This is a genomic window from Planomonospora sp. ID82291, from assembly GCF_015711645.1.
In the GTDB taxonomy this organism is placed as follows: Bacteria; Actinomycetota; Actinomycetes; order Streptosporangiales; family Streptosporangiaceae; genus Planomonospora.
On the sequence record NZ_JABTEX010000001.1, the window covers coordinates 1,062,508 to 1,081,379 of the forward strand.

The window sequence follows — 18,872 nt, forward strand, 5'->3', positions numbered from 1 at the left end:
GACCGGGGTGCCCGCCGATGCTGAAGCCACCGGCTCGCGTCCGGTTCAGGGCTGCTCGCCGCAGCTGAAGCCACCCTGTCAGAAAGGAGCTCAGGGCCGCTCCCCGTAGAGAGCCCTGCCGGGAGCACGGCATCGCGCCAGGCCGCCCGAATCGACCAGCGCGTCCCGGCCAGGCCAGTCGGCGAGCGCGAAGGCAGTGGTGAGGGACCGCATCAGGCTCCGCCGCAGCTTCTCGGCGGCCGGTGTCGACCTCACCCGACCTCCCTGCGAAAACGTACGGCCTGCCACCGTCCGGACATGACTCGCCCTCGTACTCCCATTCGACCAATCTTAGGCGATCTAACATTAGGTGACGATATCTTTACGCGGTGCTTACGGCCTATATCGACGAGAGTCTTCGTCGCCGTCCTGACGATTGCAGCGTCTACGCGATGGCGGCGGTCATCGCGGACTCCGCCGATCACGACGACATTCGTCTGGCTCTTGAGTCTCTTCGCCTTGGCAAACGACGCCGCCTGCACTGGCGCGACGAATCTCCGGCTCATCGACTCGACATCGCCCGAACGTTAACGAAGCTTCCCTTGCACAGCATCGTCACCGTCTGCATTCACGACAGGGGCATCCGACACGAGCGAGCGAGACGGCTCTGTCTGGAGCGCCTGCTCTGCGAACTCGACGCGAGAGACATCGAAGAGGTGGTCCTGGAGAGCCGCTACGCCGAGGATCGACTCGACCGGAGCCTCCTGACCGGCATGCGCCGGTCCCGTCGCGTGTCGCTGGCCATGGAGGTGCGCTGGATCTCGCCCTACGACGAGCCGTTGCTGTGGGCGGCGGATGCCATGGTAGGCGCCACGACCCGGTGGCTCGACGGACACTCGCAGTGCTTCGACGTGCTTGCCGACCAGATCCGAGTGATCTGCCTGGAGTGAGATGGCAGCGCGAAGGCCGGGCACCCGATATCCCTCGGTAGTCCCGGCCTCACTTCCGCACTCCCAGGGGCGCGGCTTCCCTCAGTGTGCCTTACTAGACGTGATTAGGCAAGCGCGTTCAGCCATGAGCGAGAACGCAAAGGCTGGACGCCCGATTCCGTTGGGAAAGCTGAGGCGGGGGAACACGCGCTCCACGCCGAAGCAGTGGCGCCTGCCGGTCCGCTGCGCACCCGGATCACGCCCTGCGGCGCCCGGCCCTGAGCTCCTTTCTGACAGGGTGGCTTCAGCTGCGGCGAGCAGCCCTGAACCGGACGCGAGCCGGTGGCTTCAGCATCGGCGGGCACCCCGGTCGTCCGGGAAAGGACCGCATCCATACGGCCCGCACGCCGTACGGCGGAGCACAAGGAGCGCGGCGCGGGCCGGTGGTCCAGGCGGCGTGCAAGGCGCAACCCCGCGCGCCCGCCAGGCCGGAGGCCTGACCCCACCAGACCCAGCTGAGACGGCCGCCTGGACCACCGGCCCGCAGAGCGCGACCATGAACAGAACAGAAGCCCCCACCGAAGCACGGCCTCACGATCCAGCCCGCAGAAACCTTCACCGAAGCACGAGGCCCCTCACCCCTGCGAGGAAAGGCCGTCCCCACCCGGCACGGGAGTCGGTTCGGGCGGCGGGCCGAGGGAGGCGGTGGCCGTCCACGCCGCGGTGTACATCACGACCCGGGAGGAGAAGTTGATCCAGATCAGCAGGCCCACCATCACCGCGAACACCCCGTAGACCGGGTTGTTCAAGGTGAACGAGAGCAGGAACGCCGCAAGCTGCTTGAGCAGGCCGAACGCGACCGCGCCGAGCAGCGCGCCGCGCAGCACCACCCGGAACGGCTGGGCGGAACGGCCCAGCCAGCCCAGGACCACGAGGAAGACCACGGTGTCGGCGGCCACGCCGACCGCCAGACCCGCCAGCCAGACGGTGGCGGTCCCGGCGAACGACTCCGACAGGCCCAGCCACCCGGCCACCGTCCCGCTGGCCTGCGTGGCGACACCGCCGACCGCCACCGAGACGAGCATCGTGGCGCCGACCAGGACCAGGGCCGCCAGGTCGCGGAGCTTGCCGGGCAGGAAGCCGAGCGGCGGCCCGGTGGTCATGGAGATCTCGCGCAGCGCCCCGCGCAGGGCGTCGATCGCGCCGAGACCGGCGTAGAGCAGGCCGAGCAGGCCGATGATCCCCGCTCCGGTCCGGGCGTCGGCGATCTGGTCGATCGGGAGCTTGGCGGCCAGGCCGGGGAGGTACTCGTCGATCGCCTTGCGCAGCGTCTCCTCGGCGTTCGGCCGTTCCGCCAGGAGGAAGCCCGCGACGGCGAAGGCCAGCGCGATGATCGGGAAGAAGGACAGGAAGGCGAAGTACGTCACCGCGCCGGCCAGCCGGTCGCCCGACTGGAGCCGGTAGCGCTGCGCCGTCCGGATCAGGTGGTCCAGCCAGGGCCACCTGATCCGGTCGGTCGCGATCTCACGCCCGCCCCGCTCGCGCAGCGCGCTGATCCGCTCCTTCAGACCCGTCACGCCGCTTTCCTACCCCGGCCGCGGGAAGGAACCGCCCAAGGGGACGGAGGAACCGCTCCGCGAGGCCGAGGAGCCGCGCAAGGAGGCCGAGGAACCCCTCAGGGAGTGGGGAGGAACCCCGCTCGGTCGCGGACCTTCTCCATGGTCTCGGCGGCCACCGCACGGGCCCGCGTGGCTCCGGCGGCGAGCAGCCTGTCGAGCTCGTCCTCGTCGGCGAGCAGCTTCTCCGTGCGCTCCCGGATCGGCGCGAAGGTCTCCACGACGGCCTCGGCCACGTCCTTCTTGAAGGTGCCGTAGCCCTGCCCGGCGTAGCGGGTCTCCAGGTCGGGGATCGGCGTGGCGGTCAGCGCCGACAGGATGCGCAGCAGGTTGGCGATGCCGGGCTTGTTCTCCTCGTCGAAGGCGATCTCGGTGCCGGTGTCGGTGACCGCCCGCATGACCTTCTTGCGGAGCGGCCCCGGCTGCTCCAGCAGGTCCAGGATGCCCGCGGGCGAGGAGGACGACTTCGACATCTTGGCCGTCGGCTCCTGCAGGTCGGTGATCTTCTCGACGCCCTTGACGATGTACGGCTCGGGCAGCGTGAAGGTCTCGCCGAAGCGGTGGTTGAAGCGCTGGGCCAGGTCGCGGGTGAGCTCCAGGTGCTGCTTCTGGTCGGCCCCGACCGGGACCTTGTTCGCCCCGTAGAGCAGGATGTCGGCCGCCTGCAGGATCGGGTAGGTGAACAGGCCGACCCCGGCCGAGCTCTCGCCGTACTTGGCGGACTTGTCCTTGAACTGGGTCATCCGCCCGGCCTCGCCCATGCCGGTGAGGCACATCAGGACCCAGGCCAGCTCGGTGTGCTCGCGCACGTGGCTCTGGACGAAGACCGTGGAGCGCTCGGGGTCCAGGCCGGCGGCGAAGAGCTGGGCCGCGGCGATCCTGGAGCGCCGCCGCAGCGCCTCGGGCTGGTAGTCCACCGTGATCGCATGCAGGTCGACGACGCAGTAGAAGGCGTCGTAGCCCTCCTGCAACGCGACGTACTGCCGCACGGCACCCAGGTAGTTTCCCAGGTGGAAGGAGTCGGCGGTGGGCTGGATTCCGGACAGGACACGGGGACTGGCCATAGTCGGTAATTCTGTCAGGCGCCGGGAGTGCTCGGGGACTCCGACGCGGAAGCCGTACCGGAATCCGCGGTCGCCGATCCGGAATCGGGGGAATCGGGAGGAAGATCCGGGGCGGGCGGGCCCTCCTCGGGGCGGCGTTCGATCCGCACCCGCGCCACCCTGCGCCCGTCCAGCTCCGTGACCGACAGCTCGAAGCCGGGGATCTCGACCCGCTCCCCCAGCGCGGGCAGGTGGCCGAGGGCCGCCATCACGAACCCGCCGAGGGTCTCGTAGGGCCCGTCGGGCAGCCGGATGCCGGTCTCCCCCGCCACCTCGTCGAGGTTCGCCAGACCGTCGAGCTCGATCTGCCCGGCCGGCAGCACCGCCGGCTCGCCGGTGACGTCGTGCTCGTCGCGGATGTCGCCGACGAGCTCCTCGACCAGGTCCTCCAGGGTGACGATCCCCGCCGTGCCGCCGTACTCGTCCACCACGATCGCCAGGTGCTGGCCCTCGTCGCGCATCTCCGACAGCGTCTTCAGCACCCGTTTGCTGGCGGGCACCAGTTTGACCGGCCGGATCGGCACCAGCTCGCCGATCGGCTCGATCGACCCGGTCAGGACCGGGTCGAGCAGGTCCCTGATGTGCACGAACCCGATGACGTCGTCGTAGGAGTCGCGGTAGACGGGGAAGCGGGAGTGCGGCATGGCGGCGGCCAGGACGGCGGCCTCGGCGAGCCGGGTGTCGACGGACATGAACTCCACCTCCGTGCGGGGCAGCATCACCTCGCGGAGCTGCCGCTTGCCCGCCGCGAAGACCTCCGCGATCAGGCTGCGCTCGTCCTCGTCCAGCTCCTGGTGGCCGACCACCATGTCCCGCAGCTCCTCGGTGGAGATCTCCTCCCGGTCCGCCTCGGGATCACCGCCGAGCAGCTTGACCACGCCGTCGGTGGACTTCGACAGCGCCCAGATGACCGGCCGCGACAGCGCGGCCACCCGGTCCAGGAACGGCGCCACCAGCAGGGAGAGCCCCTCGGCCCGCTGCCGGGCCAGCCTCTTGGGCGCCAGTTCGCCCAGCACCAGGGAGAAGTAGGAGATCGCCAGGGTCACCAGCACCAGCGCGGCGGGGCCGGCGACCGCGGCCGGCGCGCCCCAGCCGGTCAGCACGGGCACCAGCTCCCCGGCGAGGGTGTCGGCGCCGAACGCCGCCGACAGCATGGTCGCCACGGTGACGCCGATCTGCACGGCCGACAGGAAGCGGTTGGGGTCGCGGGCGAGCCTGGCGGCCCGCGCGCCCCTGCGCCCCCGCTCGCCGAGCCGGCGCACCTGGCTCTCCCGGAGGGAGACCATGGCCATCTCCGCACCCGCGAAGAACCCGCCGATCAGGACGAAGAGCAGGACCAGCGCGATGTTGGCCAGGACACTGTTCACGACACCGACTCCGTCATGGCCGTCGCCCGTTCCGACCGTCACCGATAGGGGATGAGCCAGCATATGCTGGCGGTAGGCTTACATAAATAAACATCTTCAAACACCATCAAACAGGAGGATCCGTGAAGCTGCTGGTCACCGGAGGAGCCGGCTACATCGGGAGCGTCGTGGCGGCGCAGCTCACCGAGGCCGGCCACGAGGTCACCGTGCTCGACGACCTGTCCACCGGCCACGCCGACGCGGTGCCCTCCGGCGCGCGCTTCGTGCAGGGCTCGATCACCGACGCCGCCGCCGTGCTGGAGGGGATGGACGGCGTGCTGCACTTCGCCGCCAAGTCCCTGGTCGGCGAGTCCGTGGAGAAGCCCGGCCTCTACTGGTCGCACAACCTGGGCGGCACCCTGGCCCTGCTGGACGCCATGCGCGCCGCCGGAGTCGGCCGCATCGTGTTCTCCTCCACCGCCGCCACGTACGGCGAGCCGGAGCGCTCCCCCATCGCGGAGACCGACCCGACCCGCCCGACCAACCCCTACGGCGCCTCCAAGCTCGCGGTCGACACCGCGCTCTCCGCCTTCGCCGGGCTGTACGGCCTGGCCCCGGTCAGCCTGCGCTACTTCAACGTGGGCGGCGCGTACACCGCGGCCGACGGCCGGGTCTACCGCGAGCGCCACACCGTGGAGACCCACCTGATTCCCAATGTCCTCGCCGTGGCGCTGGGAGAGCGCGAGTCGGTCAACGTGTTCGGCACGGACTACCCGACCCCCGACGGGACATGCGTGCGCGACTACATCCACGTGTCCGACCTGGCCCGCGCCCACCTGCTCGCGCTGGACGCCTGCACGCCGGGCGAGCACAAGGTCTACAACCTGGGCAGCGGCACCGGCTTCTCGGTCCAGGAGATCGTGTCGGTCTGCCGCCAGGTGACCGGGCACCCGATCCCGGCGGTCGTCGGCGGGCGCCGCGCCGGGGACCCGGCCGTGCTGGTGGCCTCCTCCGCGAAGATCCAGCGGGAGCTCGGCTGGAAGCCGGAGCACCCGCAGGTGCGGGACATCGTCGCCGACGCCTGGGCCGCCCTGCCCCGCTGAGCCGGCCGCCCGGCGCCCCGGCGTCCCGGTGAGCCGGCCGCCCGGCGCCCCGGCGTCCCGGTGAGCCGCGCGGGTCACCGTACGGTGTCCCGCAGCGGGTCACCGGGCGGTGTCCCGCAGCGCGCGGGTCACCGGGCGCCCCGCCGCACCACGCGGGTCACCGTGCGGACCGCGTTGTCGGTCGCGTCGCCGTCCACGACCCGCGAGGAGAGCGCGGCGGTGGCCCGCAGCGGGCCGCGCGCGCCCGGCCGCACCACCCCGGTGATCCGCACCTCGCCTCGGCCTCCCGCCGGCACGTCCCGGCGGGAGGCGCAGACCACCTCGCCCGCCGTCCGGCCCGGACGGCACTCCGCGACGTCGACGTAGCGGATCCGCACCGCCTCCGGCAGCCGGACGGTGAGCACGGGCCGCACCGCCTCGCCCGGTCCCGCGTTGCGCACCCGCACCCGGTAGACCAGCCGCCGCCCCGGCTGCGCGCGCCGCGGCGACGCCTCCATCCGCACGGACAGGTCCGCCCCGCCCCGGGCCGTCCCGCCGACCGCCGCCCTCGGCTCCCCGGCCTCCGCCCGCACCGCTCCCCGTCCCGCGGCCCCCGCCGTCGCCCCCGCCGTCGCCGGCGCTCCCGCGAGGACCAGACCCATCACTCCGGCGACGACCCGCGCCGCACCATGCACCTTCAACACCGCTCCCCTGACGATCAATGATCATTGAACGCGGTGATCATGCTCTGCGGACCGACCGACACGTCATGGCTCCGCCATCACGGAGGCATGTGACGCGAAAGAGCCCCGGACCGCGCGGTCCGGGGCTCCTGCCGCACGCTCGCACCCCGGCCGGAGGAGCAGACCGGGACGCGGACGGCGCCGCGGTCGGATCAGGCCGAGGGCACGGACGGCGTCGCGCTCAGATCAGGCCGAGGGCACGGACGGCGTCGCGCTCCTCCACCAGCTCGCGCACCGAGGCGTCGATGCGCTCGCGGGAGAAGGCGTCGATCTCCAGGCCCTGGATGATCTCCCACCTGCCGCCGCGCGAGGCGACCGGGAAGGACGAGATGAGGCCCTCGGGGACGCCGTAGGAGCCGTCGGACGGGATCGCCGCGGAGGTCCACTCGGTGCCGTTGACCCAGTCGAAGACGTGGTCGATCGCGGCGTTGGCGGCGGAGGCGGCCGAGGACGCGCCCCGGGCCTCGATGATCGCGGCGCCGCGCTTGGCCACGGTCGGGATGAAGGTGTCGCGCAGCCAGGCCTCGTCCACCTGCTCGGCGGCGACCTTGCCGCCCACCTCGGCGTGGAACAGGTCGGGGTACTGCGTGGCGGAGTGGTTGCCCCAGATGGTCATCTTCTTGATCTCGGCGACCGGGACCTGGAGCTTGGCCGCGAGCTGGGAGAGCGCGCGGTTGTGGTCCAGGCGGGTCATCGCGGTGAAGCGCTCGGCCGGGACGTCCGGCGCGTGCCGCTGCGCGATCAGGGCGTTGGTGTTGGCGGGGTTGCCCACGACGAGGACCCGGATGTCGTCGGCCGCGTTGTCGTTGATGGCCTTGCCCTGCGGACCGAAGATGCCGCCGTTGGCCTCCAGCAGGTCGCCGCGCTCCATGCCGGCCTTGCGCGGCATGGCGCCGACCAGCAGCGCGACGTTCGCCCCGGCGAAGGCGACGTTCGGGTCGTCGGTGATCTCGATGCCGCTCAGCAGCGGGAACGCGCAGTCGTCGAGCTCCATCGCGGTGCCCTCGGCGGCCTTCACCGCCTGCGGGATCTCCAGCAGGCTCAGCGCGACCGGGACGTCGGCGCCCAGCAACTGGCCCGACGCGATGCGGAAGAGCAACGCGTAGCCGATCTGACCGGCGGCGCCGGTGACGGTGACCTTTACGGGAGTCTGGGCCATGACCTTCCCCCACTCGAAGGATAATTCTGACGCTGGGGATGTTACTCCGCGGTCCGCGGCGGCCCTGCGGCGAGTGCCCCGATCCGCCCGCCGGGCAGCGCCAGCAGCGCGGCCAGCGCGAGCACGGCCCCGGCCACGGCGAGCCAGGGGACGACGACGGCCGTCGCGGCGGCGTGCGCCGCCTGCGGGCCGTGCGCCGCGGCCTCGTCCCGGACGACCCCGGTGTAGAGGCCGCCGGCCAGGGCCAGGGCGACGGAGCCGCCGATCTGCCGGAAGAAGGTCAGGTTCGCGCTCGCCGTACCGATCAGGCGCGGCGGGACCGCGAACTGGACCGCCACGGTGAGGCCGGACAGCATCGGTCCCGTGCCCAGGCCGAGCAGGGCCATCCAGCAGGCCAGGGCGAGGCCGGAGGTGGCGGTCGTCAGACCGGTGCAGAGCAGCCCGCCGGCCGCGATCAGGAAGGGGCCGGCGACCAGCCAGGGCTTGTACCGCCCGGTCCTGGAAACGAGCGCGCCGGTGACCATGCTGCCGGCCACCATCCCGAGCATGAGCGGGTAGACGCGCAGGCCCGACTCGGTGGCGCTGAGCCCGAGGGCCTCCTGGAAGTAGCGGGGCAGGAAGACCACCCCGGCGTAGAGGCAGAAGGCGCTGAGGAACGAGGCGGCGTTGGCCAGGGCGTAGGTCCGGTCGCGGAACAGCTCCAGCGGGACGATCGGCTCCGCGGCGCGCCGTTCGACCAGGACGAACAGCGCCAGCCCGGCGGCGGCCACCGCGATCGGCCAGAGCACCGGGGCGTCGGTCCACGACTGGCCGCCCCGGCCCTTCTCGGTGAGGCCGAGGAGCAGCGCGCCGATCGCCCCGGTGAACACCGCGATGCCGAGGTGGTCGGGGCGGGCGCCGCGGCCCTGCCCCGCCGTGTGCGGCAGCCGCGCCACGACGATCGCGAGCACGGCCAGGCCGATCGGCAGGTTGACCAGGAACGCCCAGCGCCAGCCGGCCGTGTCGGTGAACACCCCGCCGAGGAACGGCCCGGCGATGTAGCTCAGCGCCATCACCCCGCCGAGCGCGCCCTGCACCCGGCCGCTCCGGCCGGGTGGGAACAGGTCGGCGACCAGGGCCAGCGAGAGCGGGAGCAGCGCCCCGGCGCCGAGTCCCTGCAGGCCCCGGAAGGCGATGAGCTGGGTCATGTCCTGGGCCGCGCCGCACGCCGCCGAGCCGGCCAGGAACAGCCCCACGCCGATGATCAGCAGCGGCTTGCGGCCGTAGACGTCGGAGAGCCTGCCGTACAGGGGGACGGTGATCGTGGAGGTCAGCAGGTAGGCGGTGATCACCCAGGTGTAGAGGTCCGTGCCGCCCAGTTCCTGCACGATCCGGGGCAGCGCGGTGCCGACGATCGTCTGGTCGAGCATCGCCAGGAACATCCCGCCGAGCACGGCGAAGAGCAGCGGCCCGTTGCCGGAGCGGGTCTCCGCGGGAGAAGTTGATATGTCAGTAACCACATGTAGATATTGATATGTCAGTTTCTACATGTCAATCCGTGGCTAAGATGAGGGGCATGTCCCTGCGCATGGCGCTTCTCGGCCTGCTGACGGCGTCAGGCCCGGCGAGCGGCTACGACCTCACGAAACGCTTCGAGAGCTCGGTCAACCACGCCTGGCACGCCGGGCACAGCCAGATCTATCCGGAGCTCGCCAAGATGGCCGCCGAGGGCCTGGTGACGGTCGGCGAGGAGGGGCCGCGCGGCCGGAAGACCTACACGGTCACCGAGGAGGGCTCCCGGCTGCTGCACGACTGGCTGGTGACGAAGGAGAACTTCCGGCCGGTCCGCGACGAGGGGGCGCTGCGCGCCTTCCTGCTGCCCCTGCTGGAGCCCGAGGAGTCCGTGGCGCTGCTGCGCAGGGAGGCGGAGGCCTACGCCGCCAGGCTGGCCGGGCTGGAGGCGCTCTGGCAGGTCAAGCAGGGTTCCGGCTTCGGGACGTACGCCCTGGACCTGGGGATCCGCCAGCTGCGGATGATGCGGGACTGGGCCGGGGAGACCGCCGACCGGATCGAGCACGCCGCCCGGGGTTAGCCGCGGCCGGTCCCGTCAGCCGCAGTCGGCCATCGCGGGCCGCGCGTCCTCCCGCGTCGGGAAGTCGACGCCCGGGAAGTGCCCGTCGAGCATCTCCGTGATCCTGCCCTTCGCGTAGAGATCCTCGATCACCGCCCGGACGGCCCGGCAGGCGCGCTCGTCGCCCTTCTTCAGCGCCACCGCGTAGCGCTCGTCGGTGAGCTTCAGGCCGAGCACCCGCTTGGGGGTCGCCTCCCGCGCGGGGTCGGCGTATCCGGCCAGCACCAGGTCGTCGCCCGGGACCGCGTCGACCTCTCCGGTCCGGAGCTTGTCCATGCACTGGGCGTAGTTGTCGGCGGGGACCGGCGTGAGGCTGGGCACCGCGTCCCGCACCACGCCCACGGCGGCGCTCCCGGTCGGCGCGCACAGCCGCCGGTTCGCCAGACCGGCCCGGGAGACGATCGGCGAGTCGTCCTTGACGAGCACGTCCACGTGGGCGAGGTAGTACGGCCCGGCGAACGCGACGTCGTCGCCCTCGTCGATCGGATAGGTCGCGATGACCAGGTCGACCTTCCCGCTCGCCAGCAGCTCCGGCCGGTCCTGCAGACGGGTGGCCTGGAAGGCGACGCCGTCGGCGGGCACCCCCAGCCTCCGGGCGATCTCCGTGGCGAGGTCCACCTCGAAGCCGGTCCACCTGCCGCCGCTCTGCAGCGCGATGCCGGGCAGGAAGTCCCGCATCCCGACGGTGAGCCGCTTCGTCGCGGCCGCCCGGTCCACGAGCGAGTCGCCCTTCCCCGCACCGGGCTCGCCGGTCGCCTCGGGCGTGGGCCCGGGTCCGGCCCCGGTGAGGAACGACGGGCGCCAGCCGGCGGCGTAGGCGGTCGCCGCGCCGCCGATCAGCAGCACCGCCACCGCCAGGGCGATCCAGCGCGCCCGGCGCGGACGCCCGGGCGCGCTCGGAGCCCCCGGCTCGTCGATCGGGACGGGCCGGGTCGCCTCCCAGCCCGGGGACGCGGCGTCCGCGGGCGGCGGCCGGTCGAACCGCCCGGGACCCGAGGGGTGGGACGGGCGGTACGGCCCCGCCGGGTCGGAGGCGTACGGCGTGGACCGCTCGGGAGCGTACGGCCCCGCCGGGTCGGAGGCGTACGGCGTGGACCGCTCGGGAGCGTACGGCCCCGCCGGGTCGGAGGCGTACGGCGGGAGGTGGTCGTGCCGGGCGGCCGGGGCCAGAGGCCGGAGGCGCGGGTCGCGGATCCCCGTGGAGGGGACGGGCGGCTGCGGACGCGTCCCGGGGACGCGCAGGACGCTGGTGGCCTCACCGGCCTCCTCCTCCCCCTCCGCGTCGCCGCCCGGCGTCCCGGCGGAGCCCTCCGCCGGGCCCTGCCCCGTCGGCGCGAGCCCCTCCGCCGGACGGGTCCCCGTCTCGCGATCGGGCCCCGTGGAGGCCCGCGCCGCCGGGCTGGCGAGCTGCACGCCCTGGGTGAGCACCGCCGGGGAGGCGCTGCCCGCCTCGGGGCGGCCGAGCAGGCGCAGCAGGAGCTGATCGGCCGAGGGCCGGGCGGCGGGGTCCTTGGCCAGCGCCGCCCGGACCGCACCGCGCAGCGGCTCCGGCATCATGCCGACGTCGACCTCCTGGGTCAGGATGCGGCTCAGCACGACCGCGATGGAGTCACCGCCGAAGGTCGTCTCGCCGGTCGCCGCGAACGCGATGGTCGCCCCCCAGGCGAACACGTCGGTGTGCGGCCCGACGTCGTCCCCGGCGATCTGCTCGGGAGCCATGTAGGCGGGAGTGCCGACGGCCCGGCTGGTGATCGTCCCGGTGGAGTCGATGATCCGGGCGATGCCGAAGTCGACCACGCGGGGGCCGTCGGCGGCCATGAGCACGTTGTCGGGCTTGAGGTCCCGGTGCACGATCGAGGCGTGGTGGATCGCGGTGAGCGCGGTGGCCGTGCCGACCGCCAGCCGCTGCAGCGGGGCGCCCCGGAGCGGGCCGCCGGCCTCCACGACCTGCCGTAGCGACCTGCCCTCGATGTACTCGCTGGCGATGTAGGGGGTGTCGCCCTCCAGGTCGACGGCGACGACGGCCGCCGTGCAGAACGAGGCGACCCGCTGCGCCGCCCGCGCCTCACGCGCGAACCGCGACCGGGCGATCGTGTCGCCGGAGAACTTCACGTGCAGCAGCTTGATCGCCACCCGCTCCCCGGCGGCGTCCGTTCCCAGGTAGACGACCCCCTGGCCGCCCTCCCCGATCCGCCCGACGACGCGGAACGGGCCGAGCTGGCGCGGCTCCCCCGCTCCCAGTGGCTCGATCTGCGGCATCTTCGTCCCTACGGTCTCGCCCGGTTCCGATGGGAAAAACTTTACGGCCCGGCAGAGGCCCGTCCCCCCGCGTCACCCCCACGTGACCGCGCCGCGCCCGGTCCCGCCGCTGCGATCTCCGGCTGCCTTCCAGACCGGGTGGCGACGACGGGGACGCACGGACAGGGACACACCGGTACTCTTCCAACCGGCCGACTATAGACAATCGTCCCGATTTGGCGCTCCGGTCACCCGGATCGCTACCGTTTGATCTCCCCAACCATGCGGAGTAAGGCCCAATGCGCCGATACATCGGTTTTCGCGACTTCGTCCAGCGCGATCAGCGTTCCCTCGTCGGCACCGGACTCCTGCTCACCGGCAGTCACGAGCAGGCCATCCGGCTGGCCCTGCGCGCCTATCGCACGGTGGGCCTGGCCTGGCCTCCCACGCCGTGGGAGAACCCCGCCACGCACGCCCACACGGCGCTCTACCGCGCCTTCCTCCGCAGGCCGACCGCCGCCGGCGCCACCGCCCTGGTCCGGCTCCCGCCGCGCCGCCGCCTCATCGCCGTCGCCTGCCTCCACGACGGCAGGACGCCCGAGGAGATGGCCGACGTCCTCGGCCTGCCCGTGGAGACCGTGGAGGCGGAGCTCACCGAGGCGCTCGACACCCTCACCAAGGGGGACCGCACGCGCCTGGTCAACCGGTTCGCCACGCAGGCGGGCGAGGCCTCCGTCCCCGACCTGTCCGACCGGTCGCTGGCGGACCTGCGCGGCCGCGGCAGGCGCAGGGCCCTGCTGACGGCCGCCGCCCTCACCCTGCTGGTCGGGTTCATCGTCATGCTGACCCCGCAGGGCCAGGTGTGGACCACCGCGCTGGCCGCGGGCGACCGCGGGTCCGGCGCCTCGGCCGCGGTCCCGCAGTCCGCCACGGCCTCCCCCGGGCCGTCCGCCTCCGGATCGCCGTCCGCCGCGTCCTCTGAGCCCTCTGAGTCCTCTGCGTCCTCTGCGTCCTCCGCGGAGCCCTCCCGGGGAGAGTCCGCCCAGCCCGCCGTCCCCGCCGCGTGGAAGGCGCCGCGCACGTCCTACGTGATCCGCTACGCGGTTCCCGGCGAGTGCCGGGGCGCGCGTCCCGCGACGCCCGCCCCGGGCAAGGTCCTCTGCGCGGGCTGGACCCTGACGCTCACCTCCGACCACCCGCCGAAGGACCGCCTCGATCTCCCGAAGGCGTCCTGCACGCCGAGGCCCTGCAGGGCCACGCTCCACGTCCCCGACGCGGCCCAGGAGTCGGGGCACGGCGCTGACGGCCGCCGAGAGCCCGGACCGGCCGTCAGCCGGGACGGCCGCCGCCTCGCCTACCTCAGCGCGGCGGAGCTCCGGTACGTCGCGCACGACCTGCCGAGCGGGACGAAGCGCTACCTGTCCCCCGTGCTCACCCCCGCCGACGTCGCGGGCACCTCCGTCGCCGTCTCCCCGGACGGCCGCCACTTCACCGTGCGCCTGGCCGACCGGCGGCTCCGGACCGACTTCGCCACCGGCGCGACCGCACCCGTGCCCGCCGCGGAGACGACGCCCGTGGAGAAGTCCGCGGGCTGGCTCGACGAGGAGTACCCCGCCTGGACGGGCTCCCCCGGCGGGAGGTACGCGGCGGTCGCCGTCCCGGGAGAACCCGGCAACGACAGCCTCCACATCGTGGACGCCGCCTCCCGGCGGGTCGTCAGGCGCCTGCCGCTGCCACCGCTCGGCGAGCCCGTCTCGGCCGAGGCCGTGCAGTGGCTGAGCGCCCGCGAGGTCGTCGTCGAGCTGACCGGCCGGACCAGCCGGGACATCCTGGGCTTCTACCGGGTCGACGTGCGCAACGGCCGGATGCACCGGCTGGCCGGGCTCCCCGCCGACGGCCGGATCGCCATCGGCGCGGTCGCGGACCGGTGACCCTCCAGCCGCGGAGCAGTGACCCCGCGGCCCGGAGCGGAGGGACGGGCCCGGCGCCCCGTCCCGGACTCCGCGGACCCGCAGGCGGACGTCACCTGCCCGGCGCCCTCAGCGCCCCTCCATCCTGGACTCCGCGAACTCGCACGCGGACGTCACCGGCCCGGTGATCCACCGTAATCCGTCCTCGGCGAAGGGCACGTCCGTCTCCGCCGTCCCCCACCACCGCTCCACCCGGACCCGCAGATCGATCACCTCGGGGGCCGTCCCGCAGTCGGTGACGGCGTAGGCGAGCGTCAGCGTCAGCTTCTTCCCCGGTTCGATCACCTGGGGGAGGCGCACACCGGCCGAGCGCAGCCTCAGCCCCGGGCTCGACCCCGACACGGCCGTGACGGTGACCGGCAGGCGGCCGTCGTTGACGACGGTCCGCTCCTCCTCGACGAGCACGTCGGGCCGCCCGAGGCCGTCCGTCCGCGTCTGTCCCCGATGACCCGACGAGAACGCCGAGAGCCGGGGCGCCACCGCGCCCGAGTCCCAGGCGATCAGGCCCGCGACGACCAGGACCAGGCCCGCGCAGCCCGCGGCCGCGAACCGGCGCCGGTCGCGCGGGGTGAGCGCCCCGGCCTTCGCGTCCCACTGCGCCAGGACGGGATTGGACATCACCACAGACCCCTTACCTCCCGATAATTGATCATGTTAGATTTCCGGCTCGGGCGGAAGGGGGACCGTGCTGCCGATCGCGCTCGTACTCGCTCCGATCGTCCTGATCGTCGTGCCGCCGCTCACGGACCTGGTCGAGCCGCGGCAGATCGAGCGGTTCGCCCTCCGCCAGGGCCTCGTGCTCACCCCGTCCAACGGCGACCGCGTCCTGACCTACCTGCGCGTCACCCGCCGCTGGCGCGCCCTCGGCCTGGGCTTCGGCCTGCTCGCCCTCCTCGCCGGGTTCACCGCCGAGTCGATGACGATCAGCCCGTTCCTCCCGTTCCTCCCGTTCCTCCCGTTCCTCGGCTGGTTCACCGGCGTCCTGGTGGCGGAGGCGCGGCTGGCGCGGGCCAGGCCGGCCGGGCGCGCGGGCCTCGGCCTGCGGCTGGTCCCCCGGGGAGTGACCCTGCTGTGGGCCCTGAGCGCGGTGACCGCGGGAGCCCTGGCCTGCCATGGGGTGGCCCGGTACCTGAGATTCGGCGCGGACGCCGCCGCCCTGCCGTGGACCGCCGTCACGGCCGCCGCGGTGGCGGCCGTACCGGTCCTGCTCCGGGGGCTGCGGACGCGGCCGCTGCCCGACGAGCCGGCCGACCGGGTGGCGGCGGAGGTCGCCGCCCGGTCCCGGTCCGCGCACGCGCTGGCGACCGGAGGGGCGGTGGCCGCCCTGTGGTGCGGGTTCCGGAGCACGGCGCCGGACCCGCCGGACGCGATCAGAGCGCTCTTCCTCCTGACAAGCCTGGTGGTGCCGTTCGTCGCCCTGGCCATGGGCACCCACTCGTGGCGGCCCGTCCCGCGCCCGCACCGGGGACGCCGGTGGGCGGCTCCCGCGACCGCCCTCGCGGCGGTCGCCGCGGCCGTCGCGACGGGCGTCGCGCTCGCCTGGTCCGTCCCGGCCCCGCCGCCTCCCGACGCCGTCGCCTGGACCGCTCCCAAGGGCCACGAGGAGACCTCCTCCCGGCCGATCGGCCACGCGGCGCTGCCGAAGTGCGGCACCCGCCTGACCTTCCGGAGGTGCACGGCCTGGGAGCTGTTCTCCGTGGACGACGGGCCCGACGACCCGGGCGACTCGGTCATGGCCCTGCAGGCCGCGACGTTCGCCGGACGGCGGGGGCCGCTGCCCCGCCCCGCGCCGTTCGCGCTCAGCGGCGACGGCTTCCACGCCGTCTACCTGCACTCCCGGACCCGGCGGATGGTCCACCACGACCTGCGCACCGGGGCCCGCCACGACCTCACCGGCCCGCTGACCGACGCGGAGCTGCCGGTGCCGGTGCTCTCCCACGACGGCCGCCTCGTCACCCTCACCACCGCCCGGCCCGGGACGGGCACGACCCTCCTGGCGGGCACCGGCGGCGGGCGGGGCGTGCGGGTGCCCGGGATCGCGCGGGTGCTCGGCGTCGGTCCGCGGGGGTTCACCGCGGTCACCGCGCCCGAGGGCGGCCGGGCCGAGCTGGTCACCGTCGATCCGGCCGGCGCCGTGCGCACGCGGGCGCCCTTCGATCCGGAGGCGGTCGCCGGGCTCTTCCCCGACGGGCGCCGCCTGCTGATCCTGACCCGGGACGGCGAGGCCGCGACGGTGGACCCGGCCACCGGCACGACCACCCGCCGGGTGCGGATCCGGGCCGCGCTCACCGAGGACGGCCACGCCCCGGAGCTGCTCGGCTGGGACGCGCGCGGCCGCTTCCTGGCCAGGCTCGATCTCGACGACGCCGGTGACGACGACCTCCGCCTGGTCGACCCGGCCACCGGCAAGACCTCCGAGGCGCCGGGGGTCGGCCCGGTGGAGAGCCACCGGTTCCCCGTCATCGGCAAGGTCGACCCCTGGTGACCGCGCCCTGGGGCCCGTGGCGCCGGAATCGCTGGGCGGTCGCCGTCCTGGCCGCGCTCGGTCTGGTGATCGGCCTGGCCCTGGCCCTCCGCCCGGACTCCGGACCGGACGGCCCCCGCCCGCTGACCGGCCCCTGGGAGCCTCCGCCGCTCCCGGTGACCGTCAGCCACGCCTGGTGGGAGCAGTGCCCGTACCGCTTCGGCCCCGAGCATGCCCCCCACTGCTCCGGCTGGCAGCTGGCCGTACGGTCCGCAGAACCCGTCGCGGGCGCGAGGCCGGTCGGGGGGAGCGAGGGCCTGTGGCGGATCGAGGTGCCCGATGCCGCCGCGTACCTGTCCGGCGACGACGGGACGCGGCGGATCTGGACCCCGTTCCGGGTGAGCACCGACGGTCGCCGGGTCGCCTACCTCAGCGCGACCGGAGGGCGCTTCGTCGCCCACGACCTCGCGAGCGGCAGGAGGATCGAGCTCGATCCGGGGCTGCTGGACGGCCTGTCCGCGCAGGACCGCCTCGACCTGCACGTCTCCGGGGACGGCCGGTTCTTCTCCGCGGCCCGCCTGGGCGGAGAACCCGAGGTCTACCTCACCGACTTCGAGACGGGGCTCGCCAGGCGGCTGGAAGGCGTCTGCGAGGTCCTCAGCCTGGGCCGGGACGCCCGCGAGATCGTCGGCTTCCCCTGCCACGGCGGGGAGGGCGACCCCGAAGAAGGGGAAGGGAGCCCCGCCGAAGGAGAGGACAGGCCGTGGGCGCTCTTCGACCGGGACGGCACGCGTCTTCGCGGCGTCCCCGGCGAGGCCCGCCACACCGGCGTGCACTCCGACGTCACCCGGGGCCACGCCCTCGTCTCGGCGGACGGCCAGCGGTCGGCCGGTCTCTACTGGGGGGCATTCCGCGCCTACGGTACGGATCTCCCGGACCTGGGCGACGTCCTCACCGTCAGGAGCCTACGGTCGGGCCGGATCCTGCGGAACGTCCGGCTGCCCGGCGCCACGACTCCCTGGAGCCTTCAGGGCATGGCCGGCGACCGCGCGGTGCTGCAGCGCACCGACGACGAGGTCCACCTGGTGGACCTCGTCACCGGCGGGATCCACCAGGTGCTGGACACGCCTCCGGACTCCCGGATGGCGGTCGTCTTCGGTGCCCCGGCGACGAGACCGGTGGCTCCGCCGCCCATGCCGTCCGGCGGCCCGCCCGCGACCTCCCCGCCGGCAGGCGTGCTCTCCGGGTGCACCGGCGACCCGTGCGAACGCTGGCACCTGGCGACGGACGCCGTGCCGGTCCCGCCCTCGCCGGGGGCCCTGCCCGTGCCCGGCCTGTTCGCGGTCAGCCGTGACGGCCGTCACCTGGCCTACGGGCGTACGCAGGATCTGCGCCTGGTCGTCCACGACCTGAGGACAGGGAGGGCGGTCCCCGCCTCGGACCCGCTCGACCCCGACATCGACTTCACCGACCGGCGCGGCCCCCTCTTCACCCCGGACGGCCGCCGTCTGGCGTTCCAACCGGCGCAGGGCCGGCCGGTCCAGATGACCGACCTCCGGACGGGGCGGCGGTCGCGGTTCCGCGTCGGTCCCGGCGACACCCTCATCGGCTGGACACCGACCGGGCCGGTGGTCCACCGGGTCACGGCCGCCGAGGACGGGCCCTACGAGAGCGAGCTGCGCTTCCTCTCCCCCGGCGGCAAGCGCCTGCGGACCGTCCGCACGGACGAGTGGCCGGGCAACCCGCCCTCCGGCGTCTCCCCCGACGGGCGCAGGGTCGTCGCTTCGAACGGCGAGGAGGAACCGGTGATCGTCGACGTCGCGACCGGGCGCGAGGTCCGGCGCGACATCACCCCGTACGGCGGCTGGCGCCACTGGGTCTTCCAGGGCTGGGTCACCTCGGACGAGATCCTGGTCAGGACCGAGGAGAGCGCGACGCGCGAGTACGGCGTGCTGCCCCTCTCCACCGGCGAGCTGGAGACGCTCCGGTGAGCGCGCCCCGGCCCGGACGGACGGGCTGAACGGGGCCGCACGGAGCGGCCGGGTCGAACGGGACGGAACAGCCGGAGGGCAGGAAGGGCCGGGCAAGCGGGAGGGGGCCGCCCGGCGGGCGGCCCCCTCCTGTGCTGCCGGG

15 protein-coding genes are annotated in these 18,872 nt (G+C 73.9%); 6 read left to right on the forward strand and 9 right to left on the reverse strand.

What is annotated here, in order from left to right:
* Nucleotides 1-90 precede the first annotated feature (90 nt).
* Nucleotides 91-255 (reverse strand): hypothetical protein, encoded by a 165-nt coding sequence (locus tag HS045_RS04470; protein WP_196449882.1) that lies wholly within the window; start codon nt 253-255, stop codon nt 91-93.
* Between the two features lie 113 nt (nt 256-368).
* On the opposite strand from HS045_RS04470, the gene HS045_RS04475 reads away from it, so the two are divergent.
* Nucleotides 369-929 (forward strand): hypothetical protein, encoded by a 561-nt coding sequence (locus HS045_RS04475; RefSeq protein ID WP_196449883.1) that lies wholly within the window; start codon nt 369-371, stop codon nt 927-929.
* Nucleotides 930-1,543: 614 nt separating this feature from the next.
* Here HS045_RS04475 and HS045_RS04480 read toward each other — a convergent pair.
* From HS045_RS04480 to HS045_RS04490, 3 genes are all read right to left on the reverse strand, one after another.
* The gene (locus HS045_RS04480; RefSeq protein ID WP_196449884.1) at nt 1,544-2,485 is read right to left on the reverse strand and encodes a YihY/virulence factor BrkB family protein; all 942 of its coding nucleotides are present in this window, start codon (nt 2,483-2,485) and stop codon (nt 1,544-1,546) included.
* A 98-nt stretch (nt 2,486-2,583) separates the two neighbouring features.
* Nucleotides 2,584-3,588, reverse strand: coding sequence for a tryptophan--tRNA ligase (gene trpS / locus HS045_RS04485; RefSeq protein WP_196449885.1), 1,005 nt, complete (start codon nt 3,586-3,588; stop codon nt 2,584-2,586).
* 14 nt (nt 3,589-3,602) lie between these two features.
* Nucleotides 3,603-4,994: a hemolysin family protein gene (locus HS045_RS04490; protein ID WP_196449886.1), complete on the reverse strand. Its 1,392-nt coding sequence runs from the start codon at nt 4,992-4,994 to the stop codon at nt 3,603-3,605.
* A 122-nt stretch (nt 4,995-5,116) separates the two neighbouring features.
* Here HS045_RS04490 and galE point away from each other — a divergent pair, with 122 nt between their 5' ends.
* Nucleotides 5,117-6,076, forward strand: coding sequence for a UDP-glucose 4-epimerase GalE (galE, locus tag HS045_RS04495; protein WP_196449887.1), 960 nt, complete (start codon nt 5,117-5,119; stop codon nt 6,074-6,076).
* A 128-nt stretch (nt 6,077-6,204) separates the two neighbouring features.
* Here galE and HS045_RS04500 read toward each other — a convergent pair whose 3' ends face one another.
* The 3 genes from HS045_RS04500 to HS045_RS04510 form a co-directional block, all read right to left on the reverse strand.
* Nucleotides 6,205-6,759 carry a DUF11 domain-containing protein gene (locus tag HS045_RS04500; protein WP_196449888.1) on the reverse strand — a complete coding sequence of 185 codons (555 nt, stop codon included), beginning with the start codon at nt 6,757-6,759 and terminating at the stop codon, nt 6,205-6,207.
* Nucleotides 6,760-6,979: 220 nt separating this feature from the next.
* Nucleotides 6,980-7,957, reverse strand: coding sequence for a malate dehydrogenase (locus tag HS045_RS04505; protein WP_196449889.1), 978 nt, complete (start codon nt 7,955-7,957; stop codon nt 6,980-6,982).
* Between the two features lie 41 nt (nt 7,958-7,998).
* On the reverse strand, nt 7,999-9,390 hold the full coding sequence (locus HS045_RS04510; protein ID WP_307827383.1) for an MDR family MFS transporter: 1,392 nt from the start codon (nt 9,388-9,390) through the stop codon (nt 7,999-8,001).
* Nucleotides 9,391-9,512: 122 nt separating this feature from the next.
* Here HS045_RS04510 and HS045_RS04515 point away from each other — a divergent pair, with 122 nt between their 5' ends.
* Complete coding sequence (locus HS045_RS04515; protein ID WP_196449891.1) at nt 9,513-10,028, forward strand: PadR family transcriptional regulator; 516 nt, start codon at nt 9,513-9,515, stop codon at nt 10,026-10,028.
* A 15-nt stretch (nt 10,029-10,043) separates the two neighbouring features.
* Here the strand turns inward: HS045_RS04515 and HS045_RS04520 are convergent, their stop codons facing one another.
* Nucleotides 10,044-12,326, reverse strand: a complete 2,283-nt coding sequence (locus HS045_RS04520) for a serine/threonine-protein kinase (protein WP_196449892.1) — start codon at nt 12,324-12,326, stop codon at nt 10,044-10,046.
* A gap of 278 nt (nt 12,327-12,604) precedes the next feature.
* Between HS045_RS04520 and HS045_RS04525 the strand changes: the two genes are divergently transcribed.
* On the forward strand, nt 12,605-14,236 hold the full coding sequence (locus HS045_RS04525) for a hypothetical protein (RefSeq protein ID WP_196449893.1): 1,632 nt from the start codon (nt 12,605-12,607) through the stop codon (nt 14,234-14,236).
* Nucleotides 14,237-14,344: 108 nt separating this feature from the next.
* On the opposite strand, the gene HS045_RS04530 is transcribed toward HS045_RS04525, so the two are convergent.
* Complete coding sequence (locus HS045_RS04530; RefSeq protein WP_196449894.1) at nt 14,345-14,893, reverse strand: hypothetical protein; 549 nt, start codon at nt 14,891-14,893, stop codon at nt 14,345-14,347.
* 67 nt (nt 14,894-14,960) lie between these two features.
* Here HS045_RS04530 and HS045_RS04535 point away from each other — a divergent pair, with 67 nt between their 5' ends.
* On the forward strand, nt 14,961-16,760 hold the full coding sequence (locus HS045_RS04535; RefSeq protein WP_196449895.1) for a hypothetical protein: 1,800 nt from the start codon (nt 14,961-14,963) through the stop codon (nt 16,758-16,760).
* Nucleotides 16,757-18,730, forward strand: coding sequence for a hypothetical protein (locus tag HS045_RS04540; protein WP_196449896.1), 1,974 nt, complete (start codon nt 16,757-16,759; stop codon nt 18,728-18,730). The genes HS045_RS04535 and HS045_RS04540 overlap by 4 nt, the downstream gene beginning before the upstream one ends.
* The last annotated feature ends 142 nt before the right edge of the window (nt 18,731-18,872 follow it).

Coding starts and splice junctions, on each gene's coding strand:
- trpS (WP_196449885.1), bottom strand. CDS start 3,588: ATGGCCAGTCCCCGTGTCCTGTCCGGAATCCAGCCCACCGCCGACTCC.
- HS045_RS04505 (WP_196449889.1), bottom strand. CDS start 7,957: ATGGCCCAGACTCCCGTAAAGGTCACCGTCACCGGCGCCGCCGGTCAG.
- HS045_RS04515 (WP_196449891.1), top strand. CDS start 9,513: ATGTCCCTGCGCATGGCGCTTCTCGGCCTGCTGACGGCGTCAGGCCCG.
- HS045_RS04520 (WP_196449892.1), bottom strand. CDS start 12,326: ATGCCGCAGATCGAGCCACTGGGAGCGGGGGAGCCGCGCCAGCTCGGC.
- HS045_RS04525 (WP_196449893.1), top strand. CDS start 12,605: ATGCGCCGATACATCGGTTTTCGCGACTTCGTCCAGCGCGATCAGCGT.
- HS045_RS04530 (WP_196449894.1), bottom strand. CDS start 14,893: ATGTCCAATCCCGTCCTGGCGCAGTGGGACGCGAAGGCCGGGGCGCTC.